Here is a 16,223-nt window from a genome sequence, read left to right as displayed (position 1 = left end):
CTGTCCTCACGCTCCCACCGTTTACACTTTTTAATTACATATTACCACATGGCCAAACTTGTCAGGCAACTGTTTGTTTTCGAACCTCAATTTAGGTATATTTTAAGTAAAGTACATGTAGGAGGAGTGTGTGATGAGCAAGCACGTGTTGATCGTCTCCGGTGATGCTGTCGAAGCGTTGGAAATCTACTATCCTTACTTTCGTTTGCAAGAAGCGGGCGTAGAGGTGACCATCGCTTCGCCAGAAAAGAAAAAGTTGCAAACAGTCGTCCACGATTTCACCGGTTGGGACACCTATGAAGAGAAACAGGGATACTTCATTGAATCAGACATCAGCTTTGAGGAAGTCAATCCGGCCGATTACGACGGGCTCATCATCCCAGGTGGTCGGGCACCGGAGTACATTCGTCTGAATGAACACCTCCCCGGCATCGTCCGACACTTCTTTGAAAACCAAAAGCCGGTCGGAGCTATATGCCACGCTTCGCAAGTGCTGGAAGTCGTACCAGATGTCATGGCAGGACGTGAAATGACAGCTTACATTGCCTGCAAGCCGTCGGTAGAACGAATGGGCGCCACCTACGTGGAACAGCCGCTCCACGTGGAGGGCAACCTCGTATCCGGACATGCCTGGCCAGATTTGCCTGGCTTCATGCGCGAGTTTCTCACGTTGCTTCAACCGTGACAACTGAGCGAAACCCGGAAGTTCAAAAGTGGTGAAGGCCCGTTGTGTCGGACTTCACCACTGACTGCTACGGTTCAATCGGCCTTTTCCGCTTCAACGAGCTCCTGTATGGCATCTGCAATCTTATTGGCAATCGCCTCATAATCCTCTTCATCTTCAACGCGGACAGGCGGACCGAACGTCACACCCGCCTTGGCAAACCATCCCCGTTTGACCCCGTATATGTACGTCGGGATGACGGGAGCTTGGCTTTTCCTGGCGATAAAGCCGACCCCTTTTTTCGGCACTTGCAACTGGCCGGTCTTCGATCGCGTCCCCTCAATAAATATGGCAAAAATTTTCCCTTCTTCCAGCAGCTTTAGCGCATGGCGCAACGAGCGGATGTCGGCCCCCTCTCGATTGACGGGAAAACCGCCGAGCCGACGCAAAACGTAATCGAACACCCGGTTGGAAAACAACTCTTTTTTGGCCATGATGTACATCTTTCGCGGCGTGTGAGCCCCTACGATGATCGGGTCGTAGTTGCTCGTATGGTTCATGGCGAGAATACACCCGCCGTCGGGAATGTGCTCGACACCTTTAATCTGAATGCGAAATCGAATATGTAGCCAAGTATACAGCACGATGTACGCGATTCGGTATAACACGGTTTTTCCTCCCAAAAGCGAATCTCAGGGATCACTTCAGAGTTATTATACCATTTTTCCATACAAAAGCCCTTGATCGGACGGAATCAAGGGCTGTCCTGTCACCAGTCGGCGAAGCGAATATCCCGGATGGTGACACTTGTATCTCCTTGCGGCGTATTGAGCTGTACAGTGTCGTCCACTGAGCGGAGTAAAATCTGTGACGCAATGGGGGAAAGAAACGACACCTTTCCCGAATCGGGGTCCGCTTTTTCCGGAAAGCATATCGTGAGCGTGTCTTCTTCGTCGTACTCCTCGTAAAACAGCAACACCTCACAGCCGATCAGCACTTTCGGAATGGCGGAACCAGACGCCTCATTCAGCTGTTGCACAATCGTTTCCACTGCTTTCACGTATCGGTCCAAAAAATGAAGATACCTTTCCCGCTCTTGGTAGCCAAAGCGATCGTGGGGAAAATACGTGTCCAACAACTGCATTTTGTTCTCATCAAAGAACGTCAGCTGTTCAATTAAGCGTTTTCGCAACGCATCGGACTCAAGGCTCACAGTCGTCATCCTCTCGGTTCAGTTGTCGAACGACGGATACATCCATCGTCTGAGTTCGCCAAAGGTTTCGCCTCTCTTTCATAAAAAAACCTCCCAAAAAATATATCCCTGTTCGAGGGATAAGTATCACTTTCATTTTATAGCTTATCACAATTTTGGCAACCGGTTGGAAATGGATTCACGTTCACAGTTAAGCTCGGTACAAACGAGACCACCGTCCAACGAGCGCCCGCATTTTTTCACGGTAATGCTGAGGTTCCACAATCTCCGCCTCTGGTCCGTACTGCATCAGCCAACGCAAAAACTCGTCTCCGCTGGATACTGTCACTTCCATCACAATACTGCCGTCTTCGTTTTGAGTCACCTTCGGTTTCACTGCCACTTCTTCTTCTAACACGTAGCGTGAAATGTCCGCGCTGAACCGGACGACAAAGCGGACGTTTTCATCCTTTTTTTCGATGTTCCACACGTTTTCCAAATACTTGCCCAGATGAAAGGTCCCCTTTTGAAATGTCTCCTTCGTCAACGTCATCTCGCGAAAACGGCTGAAGCGAAACGTGCGCACTTCCTTTTTCAAATGACAGTAGCCAATGACGTAAAAGCGGTTGTCCTTCGGAATCAAGTAGTACGGGTCAATCTTTCTTCTGTTTATCGTGTCGCGACTCAACGTGTGATACACGACTTCAATCGTCCGCTGTTCGGCTATGGCCAGCAACAAATCGCCCAAATCCCGCCCCTCAGCCCCACTGTCGACGTCTTGCTCCTCTGCGTTGACGAGTTGGGTGCTCAACGACGTTCCCAGTAAAATGTGTTCACTCAATTTTTGCCAAGTTCGACGCCTGTCACGCCTTGAACTGGTCAATGAAGCAGCAATTTTCTCGTAAGCGCTCAGCCATTCCTTCGGCACCTGGTTGCCCAACTGCCGAATCGCCATCGGGATCACGGTGAAAGACATCAATTCTTTTTCGGTTAAATCGAGGGGGTACATGGCGAAATCGCCAGCGTACGTGTAGCCTTTACCGTACCCATCGCTCTTGATCGGAATGTTAGCATCCTCCAAGTCCCGCTTGTAACGGTAAATGAGACGCTCGTTGACGCCCAGTCGTTCTGCCAGCTCTTTCGGTTTGATGCCAGGCGCTTGCTGAATCAGATTAATCATGCGAATAAGACTGACGATTTTTTTCTCTTCTTTCTGTCTCGCTGACACCCTTTAAATCCTCCCCCAATGAGATACAACTATTCTACCACATATCGTGAGGATCTAAATCCGGACGGACGTTGTCAGCTGTAGGCGAGCGTCCGTACCGGGTAAGACCCTGTCATCGGATCGACATGGACAGCTCCCAGCTTTTTTGAATAGTGCTTAAAACAGTAAATGCGCCATGAATACGATCACCGGCAACGTAATAACGGTCCGTTCCAGAAAGATGATGATCAAATCGAGAAAATTAACCGGCAATTTGGAACCGAGCAACAGAGCCCCGACTTCGGACAAGTAAATGAGCTGTGTCACCGATAAGCTGGCAATGACAAACTTTGTGAACTCGCTTTCGATGATGCCGCTGCCGATAAGAGCGGGCAAAAGCATGTCGGCGAAACCGACGACAACTGTTTGTGCCGCTTCCGATGCTTCCGGTACCTGCAACAGTGAGAGTAACGGAACAAACGGCGCACCGAGATATTCAAAAAACGGCGTGTATTCGACGACGATGTTCGCGAGGGTCGCCAGCGTCACAACGACGGGCACGACTCCAATCCACATGTCGAGGACGTTTTGAACCCCGCCTTTGACAACGGCCGAAGCTCCCTTTACTTTACGAGCTTGTTCAGCAGCAAGTGTCAACGCTTTTTTGAAGAGGGGTGCATCGTCAGACACTGTGTTGTCCAACTGCTTTCCGACCGGCTCAAAGTAATCATCCGACTTCCGCGACAGGGGCGGAATGCGCGGCATAATCACCGCGGCAACCAGTCCCGCGGCGACAATGGTTAAATAGTACTTGGGAAAAAGGTGCATCAGATCCATATAGCCGAGAACGACAATACTGAACGTAATCGACACGAGGGAAAACGTCGTCCCGATGACCGCCGCTTCCCGCTTCGAGTAATAACCTTCTTCGTACTGTTTGCTCGTCAACAACACGCCGATCGTCCCGTCCCCGATCCAGGAAGCCAAACAGTCGATCGCCGATCGCCCTGGCAACGTAAAGAGCGGGCGCATCACTTTGGACATGAGCGTGCCGAAAAACTCTAGCAATCCAAAGTTGAGAAGAAGCGGGAGCAGTAACCCGGCAAACAAAAAGATGACGAGCAGAAAGGAAGCCAAATCGTACAGGGCGATCGCACCCGTATTTTCGGACCAGACGATCTCCGGTCCGAGCTCGTAGTACGTCATCACTGCGAACAGGGCTCCGAGCACTCGCGCCGTTACCCAAAGGTAGCCGACGTCGAACAACCCTTTCAGGTAGGCGCGGTTCATCATAAATTCCGGTTTAAACACTTTTGCCACTACCGTCAACAGTACCGTGACGAGCAGTAAGAGGACAGCGATAAACGGCAAGACATCGGCCAAAATATCTCCTAACCCGTTGGCGAGAAAGGCTACGGGGAGGGTGATCTCACCTTTATACCTAATTGGCACAATAAACAGAAAAATTCCGATGAGGGACGGAACGAGGAATTTGACATAATCGCTCCGCTTCGGAACGAAGGCGTCCCCTTTTTTGATATGCAATTCACCATCACCTCTCACGTCAGATTGAAACGACCACTTTAAGTAGAATAGCACGAAACCACCTAAAGCATAAAGGCGATCTTCACAATGGGCAGCACCGCTCTTACAAGTCCAAGTCTACCTTCATTTACTTTACTTCATCAGGCGTCGACCAACTTTCTTCCCGCCAGCCAGACGAATCCAACCAACAGGGCAACCGAGACGATGAGGCCGAGCCAGATTTGGGCTGTCAGTCCGAACACAATGTACCCCACAAAAGACGCCGTGGCGGCTAAAAGGGCGTACGGCAATTGGGTCCTCACGTGGTCGATGTGGTCACATTCAGCACCGGCTGACGAGAGCACCGTCGTATCCGAAATCGGCGAGCTGTGGTCCCCGAAAACAGCACCGGCCAAAACAGCGGCAATAGCAGGCAACACCCACTCCGGCTGTACACTCCCGACGACGCTGGAAGCGATGGGAATCATAATCGCAAACGTTCCCCAGGACGTGCCAGTGGCAAACGCCATCACGCCGGACAGCAAGAACAGCACCGCCGGGATGAGCCACGCTTGAAGCCCCGCTTCAGCGAGGGTCGCCAGATACGGCCCGGTTTCCAAGCGGTCGACGATGTCGCCAATCGACCAGGCCAGGATTAAGATGACGACGGCGATCAACATGCTTTCCATTCCTTTGACGAAGGTCGGTATAAACTGTTTCGCAGCCATGCGCTTGCGCGGTATGTACAGCAGGGCAGCGAATACGATGGCTAAGGTACCCGCGTACGCGAGGGACATCGCGGCGTTTGTGTTTTCCAGCGCTTCAAATATCCCCACACCGCCTTGTAAATATCCGCCCGTCTGCAAGATAAAGAACAACGTACCGACAATGAGAACGAGGATCGGCAGCAACAAGTCCGACACTTGGCTGGCTGTATCGCTCCTTTCTTCTCCCGCTCGTGTTGGATCGCGGCGCATCGCTTCCCTTTCGAAACGATCCATCGGCTTTAAATTGATTTTCAGGTACACCGTCATGACGAGCAAAATGAGTGCTCCTATCGCATAGTAATTCATCGGGACCATCATCACGAAAGCGGAAAGCGGATCATTCGCCACACCGTATGTTTGTACCGGTTCTGCTAGCAGCGTAAGCAAATACGCTCCCCAGCTGGACAGCGGCACGAGAATGCAGATGGGGGCAGCCGTTGAATCGATTAAATAAGCCAGTTTAGCGCGGGAAATGCCGTGCCTGTCCGTAATGGGCCGGGTGATCTGACCGACGGCCAAACTGTTGAAATAGTCGTCAATAAAGATGAGACCCCCCGTGAAAAACGTCATGAGTTGAGCGCCGACACGCGTTTTGACTTTTGTCATCGCCCAGCGGCCGAACGCTTCCGTGCCCCCGGACTCCGTAATGAGTGCCGTCAGCCCACCTAATAACAACAAAAACGCGAGAATCGGCACATTCCATTCTGGATCTGCCAATTGTGCAAAAACAGTCGTAAACGTCTCACCCAGAGCTTCTGTCAGGGAAAAACCGGACAGTATCAACGCCCCACTCAAAATTCCCAGCAAAAGCGATAGAATCACCTCGCGAGTCCACAACGCAAACCCGATGGCAATAAGGGGCGGCAAAACCGATAGCCATGTCGCTTCCACATTCCATTCTCCTTTCCGACGCTTATTGTCATGCAATGGGCGTCAGTTTACTATAACATAAAAAAATAAAAGGCAGCAGTCGACTGCGCGGAACACGTCTCGCCTCGTGCTTAAACGAAATGGCCATGCACTGTTTTAATACACCTCGTACGTTTGTCCAGTTTGAGCTCCCTCTACGCTTTTTTGGTAAGCAAGGGCGACGCGCTCGGCCGAAACTGCCTCATAACCGGGAAAAAAGTCGCCGTATTTATGTAACGACTCTTTTAAGACATTCGGACTCACACTATTTATGCGAATCCCCCGGGGTAATTCAATAGCGGCTGACTTTACGAATGCCTTGATACCGCCGTTTGCCATGGCCGACGAGCTCCCCTGCGGAATAGGATCGTCCATCAAGATGCCGGTTGTCAACGTAAAGCTTCCGTTATCATTGACATTTTGCATCCCCAACAGCACGAGGTTGATTTGACCTTTAAGTTTGTTTTCGACAGCGATTTCATTCAGTTCCGGTGTTAACTCGGTAAGGGGAGCAAAATGTGCACTCCCGGCTGTACTGACGACGGCGTCAATGGGACCGATTTGTTCATACATGTGCCTGATACTGTCAACGGATGTTATGTCGACGGAAACGTCTGGCCCTTTCCGCCCGGCGCGAATAATGTCGTGACGTTCGTCCAGTTGTTTCGCCACAGCCTGCCCGATGGTGCCACTGGCACCCACAATGAGCACTCTCATCTTGACCTCCACCTCGTGAAAAAGTGTTTACATAGAATATAACACACTGTACATGTTCATTCCCTCAACGTTTTAAAGACGTTCTCATACGCGCTATTGCCTCTTGCAAACGTTCAGTCGGAGCGGAAAGCGAAAGGCGGATATACCCTTCCCCGCATGACCCGAAAGCGGCGCCCGGCGCCACAACGACACCGGTGTCCTCTAAAACTTTCTCTGCGAAACGAGCGGAGTTCGAATGTTCTTCAGGCAAAGGTGCCCACACAAAAAACGTCGCTCTCGGTTCTGCCACCTCCATTCCAATTTCCCTCAACCCCGAGACGACGACCTGCTGCCTTTTCCGATATATCTTGAGGTTCTCTTCTAAAAACGCCCTCGGGCCGTTAAGGGCATAAGCCGCCGTGCGTTGAACAGCACTGTATTGTCCCGAATCCGTGTTACTCTTAACGGTTTTCAGGGCATGAATGGCGTCCCGATTTCCGACGGCGTACCCGATGCGCCACCCAGGGATGCAAAATGTTTTGGACAGTGAACCCAGCTCGACGGCAACATCTTTCGCTCCCTCTACCTGTAAAATGCTTACGGGCTCGTAACCGTTAAAAGAGATCTCATTGTAGGCAAAGTCGTGAACCACGATCGTTTTATGTCGTTTCGCAAAGGCGACGGTACGTTCATAAAAGCCTCGATCGGCGGTCGCAGTCGTCGGATTATTGGGATAGTTGACGACTAATAAACGGGCCCGCTCCCGGACAGATTCTTCTATCTCAGGGTAGTCCGGCAAAAATGCGTTTTCCGGTTTCAATGGCAGTGAATAGCATTCTCCGTCGGCAAGCAAGGTCGCCATGCGGTACACCGGATAACACGGATCTGGGACAAGGGCAAGGTCCCCTGGATCGAGTTGAGACAGGATGAGATTGGCCACCCCCTCCTTTGATCCGATAAGGGCTATCACTTCTGTATCCGGGTCCAATTCCACATCGTAACGTTCCTTGTAGTACCGGGACACCGCTTCGCGAAATTCTCGGCACCCGATATAACTGGGGTACATAGAGTTTTCACTTTTTCGTATTTCTTCTCCCAATCTTTCAATAATGTGTGGCGGGGGAGAAAAACCTGGCTCCCCAATCCCGAGATCAATCAAATCCATGCCAGTCTCTTTCAAACGGGCTTTTTTCACATCCAGTTCTGCAAACATGTATGGCGGAATGTGACTTGTACGCTTTGACTGAAACCGCAATGTTTTCCCTTTGCCCATTTACCCCTACCCCCTGACAGGTTTCTCCCCGTCTTCCTTTTCTTTCGATGCGCTGCTCACGGTATCGGCACATCCGCTCATTTTTATGCCGACTGCCACACACTTCGCAACTGTTCTGTCAGTTTCGGCACCACTTCAAACAAGTCGCCGACGATGCCGTAGTCCGCGACTTTAAAAATATTAGCGTCAGGATCTTTGTTGATGGCGACGATCACTTTTGAGTTGGACATCCCCGCAAGGTGTTGGATGGCTCCAGAGATGCCGCAGGCGATGTACAGTTCCGGTGTAACGACTTTTCCGGTTTGCCCGATTTGCAAAGCGTAGTCACAGTACCCGGCATCACACGCCCCCGGGAAGCACCGACAGCCGCTTTAAGGACGTCGGCCAGTTCGTACAGCGGTTCAAATCCCGCTTCGCTTTTGACGCCTCGCCCGCCGGCAACGACGATTCGGGCTTCACTCAAGTCGACACCCGATGTCGCCTTCCGCTCCACCCGTTCCACAGACGTCTGAACCGCGTCGGCCGGCAACTCCAGATTCACAGTGGTTTCAACGGGTTCCGCCGGCGTGTCCACGGGTTCGGCGGTTACGTTGTTGGGCCGGATAGTGGCAAAGAGACACTTTTCACTTTTAAACGCTTTTTTCATGAACGCTTTACCGGCGTAGATGGGGCGTGTAAAGACGACGCGCTTGTTTTCCACACGAATTGCAGTACAGTCTGTTATCAATCCTACATCCAGTTTAACGGCAACGCGGGGACTGACGTCCTTTCCGATGGCCGTATGCGGGGCCAGGATGGCGTCCGGTTTTTCCTGTTCCACTGCGTACATCCACGCCTGAACGTGGACGTCCGCAATCGGCTGTCGAAGCTGTTCGTGGGTGATGAACAAAACGCGGGTGGCACCATAACGGGCCAGTTCCTCTGTCACGTCAGAGTGTCTGTCCCCGGTCACCAACGCTGTGATCGGTCCTCCTTCCGCTATTTGCCGTGCAGCGGTAAGGGCTTCAAAAGACACTTGTCGCAACGTGCCGTCGCGGTACTCGGTGATCACCAGGACGTGTCGACTCATGGTCATTTCCCCCTTAAATGACTTTCGCTTCGTGTTTCAGTAAGTGGACGAGTTCTTTTATCTGATCTTCCAATTCTCCTTCCAGCACGCGGCCAGCACTCTTTTCCGGCGGAAGGAAAACTTCCAAAACTTCCGTGGGAGACACGAGATCCTCTGGGTTGAGGCCGAGGGTGTCGGCGTCCCACCTGTCTAACGGCTTGCGCTTCGCTTTCATGATTCCCGGCAGAGACGGGTAACGGGGCTCGTTCAAACCTTGCTGGGCGGTGAACAAAGCTGGAAGGGGTGCCTTCATGTAAGCGGTGTCTCCTTCCACGTCTTTTTCGACCAGGGCCTCTTTTCCCTCCACTTTCAGATCTGTAATCGTGGAGATGTGGGGAATGCCCAATTCTTCAGCCAGGCGGGGCCCCACTTGGGCTGAACCGCCGTCGACGGCCATGTAGCCCGCAAGAATGACGTCGTAATCCAGCCTCTTAATCGCTTGAGCCAGCACTTTCGCGATGGTGTGCTCGTCTCCGAACAGCGACTCGTCATTGATGAGAACAGCTTTGTCCGCCCCCATCGCAAGGGCAGTGCGCAAGGCCTGTTCAGCCCGATCGGGGCCGACGGTGATGACGGTCACTTCGCCACCGTGTTCTTCTTTCAGCTGAATGGCGGCTTCCACGGCGTACTCGTCATACGGGTTGATAATGAACTCGACACCGTCTTCGCTAACTTTTCCGTCTTCAATCACGATTCTCTCTTCTGTATCAAATGTCTGTTTTAAGCATACGATGACGTTCAACGCAATCACTCCTATCCAATCGGCTAATGCTCCACTAAATACTATGCAATATTCGTGCCAATGCTTCCTGCAAGAATCTCGCTCTATTTTTCGCCATACAACAGTTGTTTCAAAGCACAAGTGCATCATCACGATGTAAAAGAACATCTATTTGGTTTAAAGGGACACTTTTTGTCCAAAACCAGCACGTATCGCCTTTTCATATATCTCTTTTGCGACCACTATGTCGGCAGCAGCCAAGCCGACCGATTTAAAAACGGTCGTTTCGTCATCGCTCTCCCTTCCACGTTTCGTCCCACTCGCAATTTCACCAAGTTCCGCGTAAATGCACTCCGGATTAAAGTCTCCTTTTTCGACAGGTATTGTCAGATCACCTGCTTCTTCCAATGCTGCCTCCCGTGATTCAACCACTACTTTGTCCGTTTGAACAATGGCTTCTGATGGAATTCGTTTTAAAAAGTTCCTTTTGTTCCATAACTGCTCCCCTCCCCCAATATTTGAAAACGCTTTAACAATTTTGTATATGAAGCAGTAACATAAGTTCTACTAGTAAAGTACACAAAAACCACTCTAAATAGACATCATTTTTTGGTTATTTTACACATACACCACACTTTAACGCAACGTACAAGAGAAGGCATTGTTCAAATTGACTTAAATCCAGCGAGGTAAGTTTACTCATTTTGTTTAAGCGGTAAATCAACGAATTGCGGTGAATGTATAAATGACGTGCGGTCTCGCTCAGATTTAAATTGTGTTCACAATACGTCATAAAAGTGCGGTACAGCTCACGGAATTGCTCATCTTTCACAAAAGGTTCAATGATTCTGTTCAATTGTTCTTTCATGTCATTCGTTATCTCCAACGGAAGAAGTTGCAATGTCACGCCCCAATGATCGTAAAAGAACACATCGTCGTCACTGTTTTTCCTTTTTCCAATTTCCAGCGCTTTTAATGCATGGCGATAAGATTCATGAATTTCTGTTCCAGGCCTCTTGTCGCCAATAGCGATGTAAGCCATAAGCCCGTACACTCTCTGTAAAAAACGTTTGAAAACCTGACTTTTTTCCTCTAGCGTCTGATTGGAGAGAAACTCGTTCTCATTGTAGGATTTTAAAATGATTAATTGCTCGATATTCAGCATAGCCATAACGTCAGAAGGATGATTTTTAAAAGTAGATGCTGCTTGCTTTAACACATTTCGCTTAAATTGCTGCAAATAAAAACGACCGTCAGACTGTGCTGTTATCTTCTCAGACACACCTTTCATTTCGATCACAATACAGGCGCGATCACGCGTAAAATCGTATCCGATAATTTTGCTGTACCGTTCTAAACAATCCGCTGTTTCCACATGGTGTGTCTGCAACAAGTACTGTACAAACGTCTCCGTCATTTTAGTTTCGAGATCAACCATTTCGTTATGAAACGCTTCACGGCACATCAACTCAACATAACCCTTTACTAGCTTGACATAGGGAAGGAGGTCTTGTGGCTTTCCCACCACCCCGAGGACCCCGACTGCGCGGCCATTAAGGGAAAGCGGCACTGCAACACCCGGAAGGACGTTTTTTAATTTTTTGACATCATTTTCTCCGTAACAGATCGGTGCTTTTTTCTTCAACACGTCTACTGAAGGAGGATGATGCGTACCTAACCGCTCTGCTTCTGTACAACCGATGATCTTTCCCTTCGCATCAGTGATGCTGATGGGGTAACCGAGCGTTTCTCGCGTACTCTCCACAACCTTTTGTGCAATCTGTTCAAGTATTCGCATGTAGGCAAACCCCTTTCGTATAGAAGTTTTGGGCGTTTTCACGGCGTCCACGTTCGGTTTGCTGACAACGCCTTCACGCAATTTTTGTATAAACTGCCCGTAGATTGAAGCGATGGGATATGAGACAAAAAACGTAGGCACAACAGTTTTCACATTTTGGAGGGAAGGCAATGAACGACAAAGCTGACATCCTCATCATCGGGGGAGGCGTTATCGGGTCTAGTGTCGCCTTTCATCTGCTCGATGACGGTTTTACAGGAAAAATTGTCATTTTTGAGAAAGACCCGATATATGAATTCTCTTCAACCCCTCGCAGCGCCGGTGGCATTCGGCAGCTGTTTTCAGAAACGATCAATATTCAATTGAGTCGATACAGCTTAAACGTTTACAAGTCCTTTCCGGACTCCATGGCCGTTGACGGCGAACCGTCCGAAATAAATTTCAGACAACACGGGTATCTGTTTCTTGCCACTGAGCACATGTTAACCCGGTTCGAAACGCTCTTAAACCGGCAGCACACGCTCGGCGTACCATCACAACTTTTGACAAAACGAGAACTGACTGACATCGTTCCAGAGTTGAACGCGGATGATCTGGCAGGCGGTCTGTACTGTGCTGAAGACGGGTACTTAGATCCTTACTCTGTTATGCAAGGCTATATCCGCAAGGCCAAAAAACTCGGTGCGACGTACACGTTTGAGGCGGTCGACACCATTTTGTCGGAAAGCGGAAAGGTGCTCGGGGTCAAGCTAAAAAACGGGTGTACGTATACAGCTCCGGTCGTTGTCAATTGTGCCGGCGCCTGGGCGGCCTCTATCAGTCAAAAGATCGGGCTGCCATTGCCTGTCGTCCCGTTAAAGCGACAAATTTTCCAATTTGACGTTTCAAAAGCGCTAAAAAAACAGTTGCCGCTCACCATTGATCCGACGGGCGTTTACTTCCGACACGAGGGTGAAAAAATTATTGCTGGGTATTCGGAGGAAGACACCCGCCCTGGGTTTGATTTCACTTGGAAGCGCTCACTGTTCATGGAAACACTGTGGCCGGTGCTCGCCCACCGCGTGCCGAATTTTGAACAAATTAAGATTGAGCGGGGCTGGGCCGGTTTGTACGATTTCAACACGAAAGACCATAACGCAATCATCGGCGAACATCCGGAGTTGAAAGGCTACTACATTGCCTGCGGATTTAGCGGTCACGGAATGCAACAAGCGCCAGCCGTCGGAAAAGGGCTTTCTGAACTCATCCGAACTGGAAGGTACGAAACGGTCGATTTAACTCCACTTCGTGTGGAACGGTTTAAAGAAAACGACCTCGTCATCGAAGATGCTGTCGTGTGAAGAAGGGGGTTCGACCATTATCTCCCTTTAAACCGAGGCTTCCGCTTTTCCAGAAAGGCTGCCGTCCCTTCACGTTTATCTTCCGATCCCATGAGAACGGTCTGGGACAATTTTTCCATATAGAGCGCCGCATCGACATCCATCTCATAACCGTAATGGACGGCCGCTTTTGCCAACCGGAGGGCAAGGGGAGCTTTTGCTTTCATTTTGTCTGCGTACATTTTGGCCGTCTCTAAGAGATGTTCCCGTGGTACTGTACGGCTGACAAGGCCTGCTGCTTCAGCCTGTTCCGCTGTTAAGATGTCACCGGTTAAAATTAATTCCAACGCCTTTCCTTTGCCGGCAATGCGGGCGAGGCGTTGGGTTCCTCCGGCTCCCGGCATGATCCCTAAGCTCGCTTCCGGCAACCCCATCTTCGCGTGGTCCGACGCAATGCGAATGTCGCATGAGAGAGCAAGCTCAAATCCGCCCCCCAACGCGTAGCCGTTGATGGCGGCGATTGTCGGTTTATCGTACAATTCAATTTTTCGATACGTGACCGTCATGTTTGGACGGAGCGCTTCCATCATCGTCCGTCTGTTGATCTCTCCAATATCCGCACCGGAAGCAAACGACTTTTCTCCTGCACCGGTGATGATGACGACGCGAACGCCTTCATCTCGCCGCCACTTTTCGAGGGCCCTTTCCACCTCATGTAGAGTATGGAGGTCCAGGGCGTTCAACACGTCAGGACGGTCAATGGTCAGGATGCCGACACCGTTTTCTGCCTTCGCGGTAATGTGTTCGAACGTCACACTGTTTCACTCCTTTACGTTTTTTCCCAACACCTCTGGATTGGCAATGTGTTCGGGCATCTCTCCCCGCAGAACACGCAGGACATTGCGTGCGACCGTCGTGGACGTAATCCGATTGGCCTCCTCTGTCACGCCGCCGATGTGCGGTGTGGCGACGACGTTGGACAGCTTTAAGAGCGGCAAGTCCTTCGGAGGGGGTTCAGGGTCAAACACGTCGATTCCCGCTCCGGCAATCGTGCCCCGCTTGAGCGCCTCGATTAAATGCTCCGTGTTGACGACACCTCCCCGGGCTGTGTTCACGAAGAAAGCGGAGCGTTTCATCGCTCGAAAATGTTCTCTCTGTATCATGTGGCGCGTGTCGGGACTAAACGGAACGTGCACGGATACAATGTCCGCGGTGGAGAGCAATTCCATCAAGTTCGTCGTCAGCCGCACGCCCAGGTCATGGGCCCTTTTCTGCCGTTCGTCGGGGATTCGCCTCACGTAAGCGACGACGTTCGCGTCAAATCCGTAACGACAGCGCTTTGCCACTTCTTGGGCGATGGCGCCATATCCGATCAAGCCAACCGTCTTCCCCCGCAATTCATTCGTCACGATCGTATCCCGAGAAGCGAAATCCCCTGCGTGCATCTTTTCTTGAAAAAGTTTTATTTGACGCAACAAACACAACATCAAAGTAAGAGCGTGTTCTGCCGTCGACACTGCATTGACGCTCGGCGCGTGTAAAACGGGAATGGCGCATGCGGTGGCGCACTGAACGTCAATATTGTCTAAACCGACGCCGGCGCCCGAAATGACTTTCAACCGCGGGTTGGAGCGAATGATGTCTGATGTCATTTTTGCCGGTGCCCGGAGAACGACACCTTCTACGTGCTGCACCATTTGTTTTAAATGTTCAGGATCGAGGTTATCCGTCCGGACCACATCGGCTCCTTCGTTTAACACGGTTTCTCCCGCTTGATGGTACATCGGGAGGATTTGCAACACTTTCGGTTTCATCCCCACATCCTCTCCCAAACTGTCTAAGTGTTTAAATTTTCCACGATACACGAAATACCTTGCCCACCGCCGATACAAAGGGAGACTAATCCGTAGCGGACTTTGCGCCGCTCTAATGCGTGGATCAGCTTCGTCATTAAAATGGCTCCGGTGGCACCTATCGGGTGGCCGAGGGCAATGGCACCGCCGTTGACGTTCACTCTGTTGTGATCCAGGCCCATCTCTCTCATGACGGCCAACGTCTGGGCCGCAAAGGCTTCATTCAATTCGATCAAGTCTATGTCTTCCAACTTGAGTCCCGCTATTTTCAACGCCTTTTTCGTCGCTGGAACGGGACCGATCCCCATAACGTCCGGGCGCACACCCGCCACAGCCTGTGCCAAGATGCGCACTTTAGGTTTTAAACCGCGCATTTCAGCCGCTTCCCGGGACGCGATGACGAGGGCACTTGCCGCATCATTCCTGCCGCTAGCGTTTCCGGCCGTGACGGTCCCCCCTTCTTTAAACACCGCCGGCAGTTTCGCCAACTTCTCTAGCGACGTCTGCCGCGGGTGCTCATCGGTGTCGAAGATGACCGTCTGTTTGCGCCTTTTGACTTCAAAAGGGACAATTTCTCCTTTAAAATGTCCTGCTTCAATGGCCCTCGCCGCACGGCGTTGACTTTCGAGTGCGTACACATCTTGTTCTTCCCGGGAAATGTTGTACTGTTCTGCTAAGTTTTCCGCAGTCAACCCCATCGTCAAGTGGCCGTACGCCTCAATCGGCTGCGCACGGGGCTGGCTTTCAGTATTCGGATCGACGATTTCACCGTTCCCCGCTACCAAGCCATACCGGACACCGCGAATGTAATACGGCGCTGTACTCATGCTTTCGGCTCCGCCGGCGACGACGAAGTCCGCCAAGTCGCATTGAATTTGCTGGGCCGCGTTGAGAACGGCTTGCAACCCGGAACCGCACTGGCGATGGACGGTGTACCCCGGTACGGCTACCGGCAATCCAGCTCTTAAAAGGGCCAACCGGGCGAGATTAGGGTTGTCGGAACTCTGTTTCGCGTGGCCGAAAATCACTTCGTCCACCGCTTCACCCTCAAGGTTTGTCCTGGTCAATACTGCCTTTATCACTTTAGCGGCGAGAAAGTCCACTGGTACCTCTTTCAACGTGCCTCCCATGCGCCCGATCGCCGTTCGGACTCCATCCACAATGACCACGTCTTTCATTCACTATCGCCTCC

The 16,223-nt window shown here is 51.1% G+C and carries 15 protein-coding genes and 1 pseudogene; 2 read left to right on the top strand and 14 right to left on the bottom strand.

Annotated elements, in window-relative coordinates; translation table 11 throughout:
* The first annotated feature begins 133 nt into the window (after nucleotides 1-133).
* Entirely contained in the window at nucleotides 134-685 is a 552-nt protein-coding gene (locus B0W44_RS11755; protein ID WP_077720202.1) for a DJ-1/PfpI family protein, read from the top strand.
* 74 nt (nucleotides 686-759) lie between these two features.
* Here B0W44_RS11755 and B0W44_RS11750 read toward each other — a convergent pair whose 3' ends face one another.
* The 11 genes and pseudogenes from B0W44_RS11750 to B0W44_RS11700 form a co-directional block, all read right to left on the bottom strand.
* The gene (locus B0W44_RS11750; protein ID WP_077720201.1) at nucleotides 760-1,332 is read right to left on the bottom strand and encodes a lysophospholipid acyltransferase family protein; all 573 of its coding nucleotides are present in this window, start codon (nucleotides 1,330-1,332) and stop codon (nucleotides 760-762) included.
* A gap of 101 nt (nucleotides 1,333-1,433) precedes the next feature.
* A complete protein-coding gene (locus tag B0W44_RS11745; RefSeq protein ID WP_077720200.1) occupies nucleotides 1,434-1,886 on the bottom strand; it encodes a GreA/GreB family elongation factor in 453 nt (150 codons plus the stop codon).
* 181 nt (nucleotides 1,887-2,067) lie between these two features.
* Nucleotides 2,068-3,084, bottom strand: coding sequence for a helix-turn-helix transcriptional regulator (locus B0W44_RS11740; RefSeq protein ID WP_077720199.1), 1,017 nt, complete (start codon nucleotides 3,082-3,084; stop codon nucleotides 2,068-2,070).
* Between the two features lie 156 nt (nucleotides 3,085-3,240).
* Nucleotides 3,241-4,602, bottom strand: coding sequence for a YjiH family protein (locus tag B0W44_RS11735; RefSeq protein ID WP_179947392.1), 1,362 nt, complete (start codon nucleotides 4,600-4,602; stop codon nucleotides 3,241-3,243).
* A gap of 146 nt (nucleotides 4,603-4,748) precedes the next feature.
* A complete protein-coding gene (locus tag B0W44_RS11730; RefSeq protein WP_077720197.1) occupies nucleotides 4,749-6,245 on the bottom strand; it encodes a Na+/H+ antiporter NhaC family protein in 1,497 nt (498 codons plus the stop codon).
* 135 nt (nucleotides 6,246-6,380) lie between these two features.
* Nucleotides 6,381-6,980: a short chain dehydrogenase gene (locus B0W44_RS11725; RefSeq protein WP_077720196.1), complete on the bottom strand. Its 600-nt coding sequence runs from the start codon at nucleotides 6,978-6,980 to the stop codon at nucleotides 6,381-6,383.
* A 64-nt stretch (nucleotides 6,981-7,044) separates the two neighbouring features.
* Nucleotides 7,045-8,232, bottom strand: coding sequence for an LL-diaminopimelate aminotransferase (locus B0W44_RS11720; protein ID WP_077720195.1), 1,188 nt, complete (start codon nucleotides 8,230-8,232; stop codon nucleotides 7,045-7,047).
* 83 nt (nucleotides 8,233-8,315) lie between these two features.
* Nucleotides 8,316-9,301: pseudogene (locus tag B0W44_RS11715) on the bottom strand (electron transfer flavoprotein subunit alpha/FixB family protein).
* A 13-nt stretch (nucleotides 9,302-9,314) separates the two neighbouring features.
* Nucleotides 9,315-10,082: an electron transfer flavoprotein subunit beta/FixA family protein gene (locus B0W44_RS11710; protein ID WP_077720194.1), complete on the bottom strand. Its 768-nt coding sequence runs from the start codon at nucleotides 10,080-10,082 to the stop codon at nucleotides 9,315-9,317.
* Between the two features lie 156 nt (nucleotides 10,083-10,238).
* Complete coding sequence (locus B0W44_RS11705; protein ID WP_228441669.1) at nucleotides 10,239-10,514, bottom strand: hypothetical protein; 276 nt, start codon at nucleotides 10,512-10,514, stop codon at nucleotides 10,239-10,241.
* 160 nt (nucleotides 10,515-10,674) lie between these two features.
* A complete protein-coding gene (locus tag B0W44_RS11700) occupies nucleotides 10,675-12,012 on the bottom strand; it encodes a CdaR family transcriptional regulator (RefSeq protein ID WP_169835551.1) in 1,338 nt (445 codons plus the stop codon).
* Nucleotides 12,013-12,029: 17 nt separating this feature from the next.
* Here B0W44_RS11700 and B0W44_RS11695 point away from each other — a divergent pair, with 17 nt between their 5' ends.
* Nucleotides 12,030-13,199, top strand: coding sequence for an NAD(P)/FAD-dependent oxidoreductase (locus B0W44_RS11695; RefSeq protein WP_077720191.1), 1,170 nt, complete (start codon nucleotides 12,030-12,032; stop codon nucleotides 13,197-13,199).
* A gap of 17 nt (nucleotides 13,200-13,216) precedes the next feature.
* Here B0W44_RS11695 and B0W44_RS11690 read toward each other — a convergent pair whose 3' ends face one another.
* The 3 genes from B0W44_RS11690 to B0W44_RS11680 are packed head-to-tail and all read right to left on the bottom strand — an operon-like array spanning nucleotide 13,217 to nucleotide 16,209.
* Nucleotides 13,217-13,993, bottom strand: coding sequence for an enoyl-CoA hydratase/isomerase family protein (locus tag B0W44_RS11690; RefSeq protein ID WP_077720190.1), 777 nt, complete (start codon nucleotides 13,991-13,993; stop codon nucleotides 13,217-13,219).
* Nucleotides 13,994-13,999: 6 nt separating this feature from the next.
* The gene (locus tag B0W44_RS11685) at nucleotides 14,000-14,992 is read right to left on the bottom strand and encodes a hydroxyacid dehydrogenase (protein WP_077720189.1); all 993 of its coding nucleotides are present in this window, start codon (nucleotides 14,990-14,992) and stop codon (nucleotides 14,000-14,002) included.
* Nucleotides 14,993-15,015: 23 nt separating this feature from the next.
* On the bottom strand, nucleotides 15,016-16,209 hold the full coding sequence (locus B0W44_RS11680) for a thiolase family protein (RefSeq protein WP_077720188.1): 1,194 nt from the start codon (nucleotides 16,207-16,209) through the stop codon (nucleotides 15,016-15,018).
* Nucleotides 16,210-16,223: the final 14 nt, after the last annotated feature.

The organism is Novibacillus thermophilus, assembly GCF_002005165.1.
GTDB lineage: Bacteria > Bacillota > Bacilli > Thermoactinomycetales > Novibacillaceae > Novibacillus > Novibacillus thermophilus.
The sequence above is the reverse complement of the archived record's forward strand: the minus strand, read 5'-3'. Positions and strand labels throughout refer to the sequence as shown.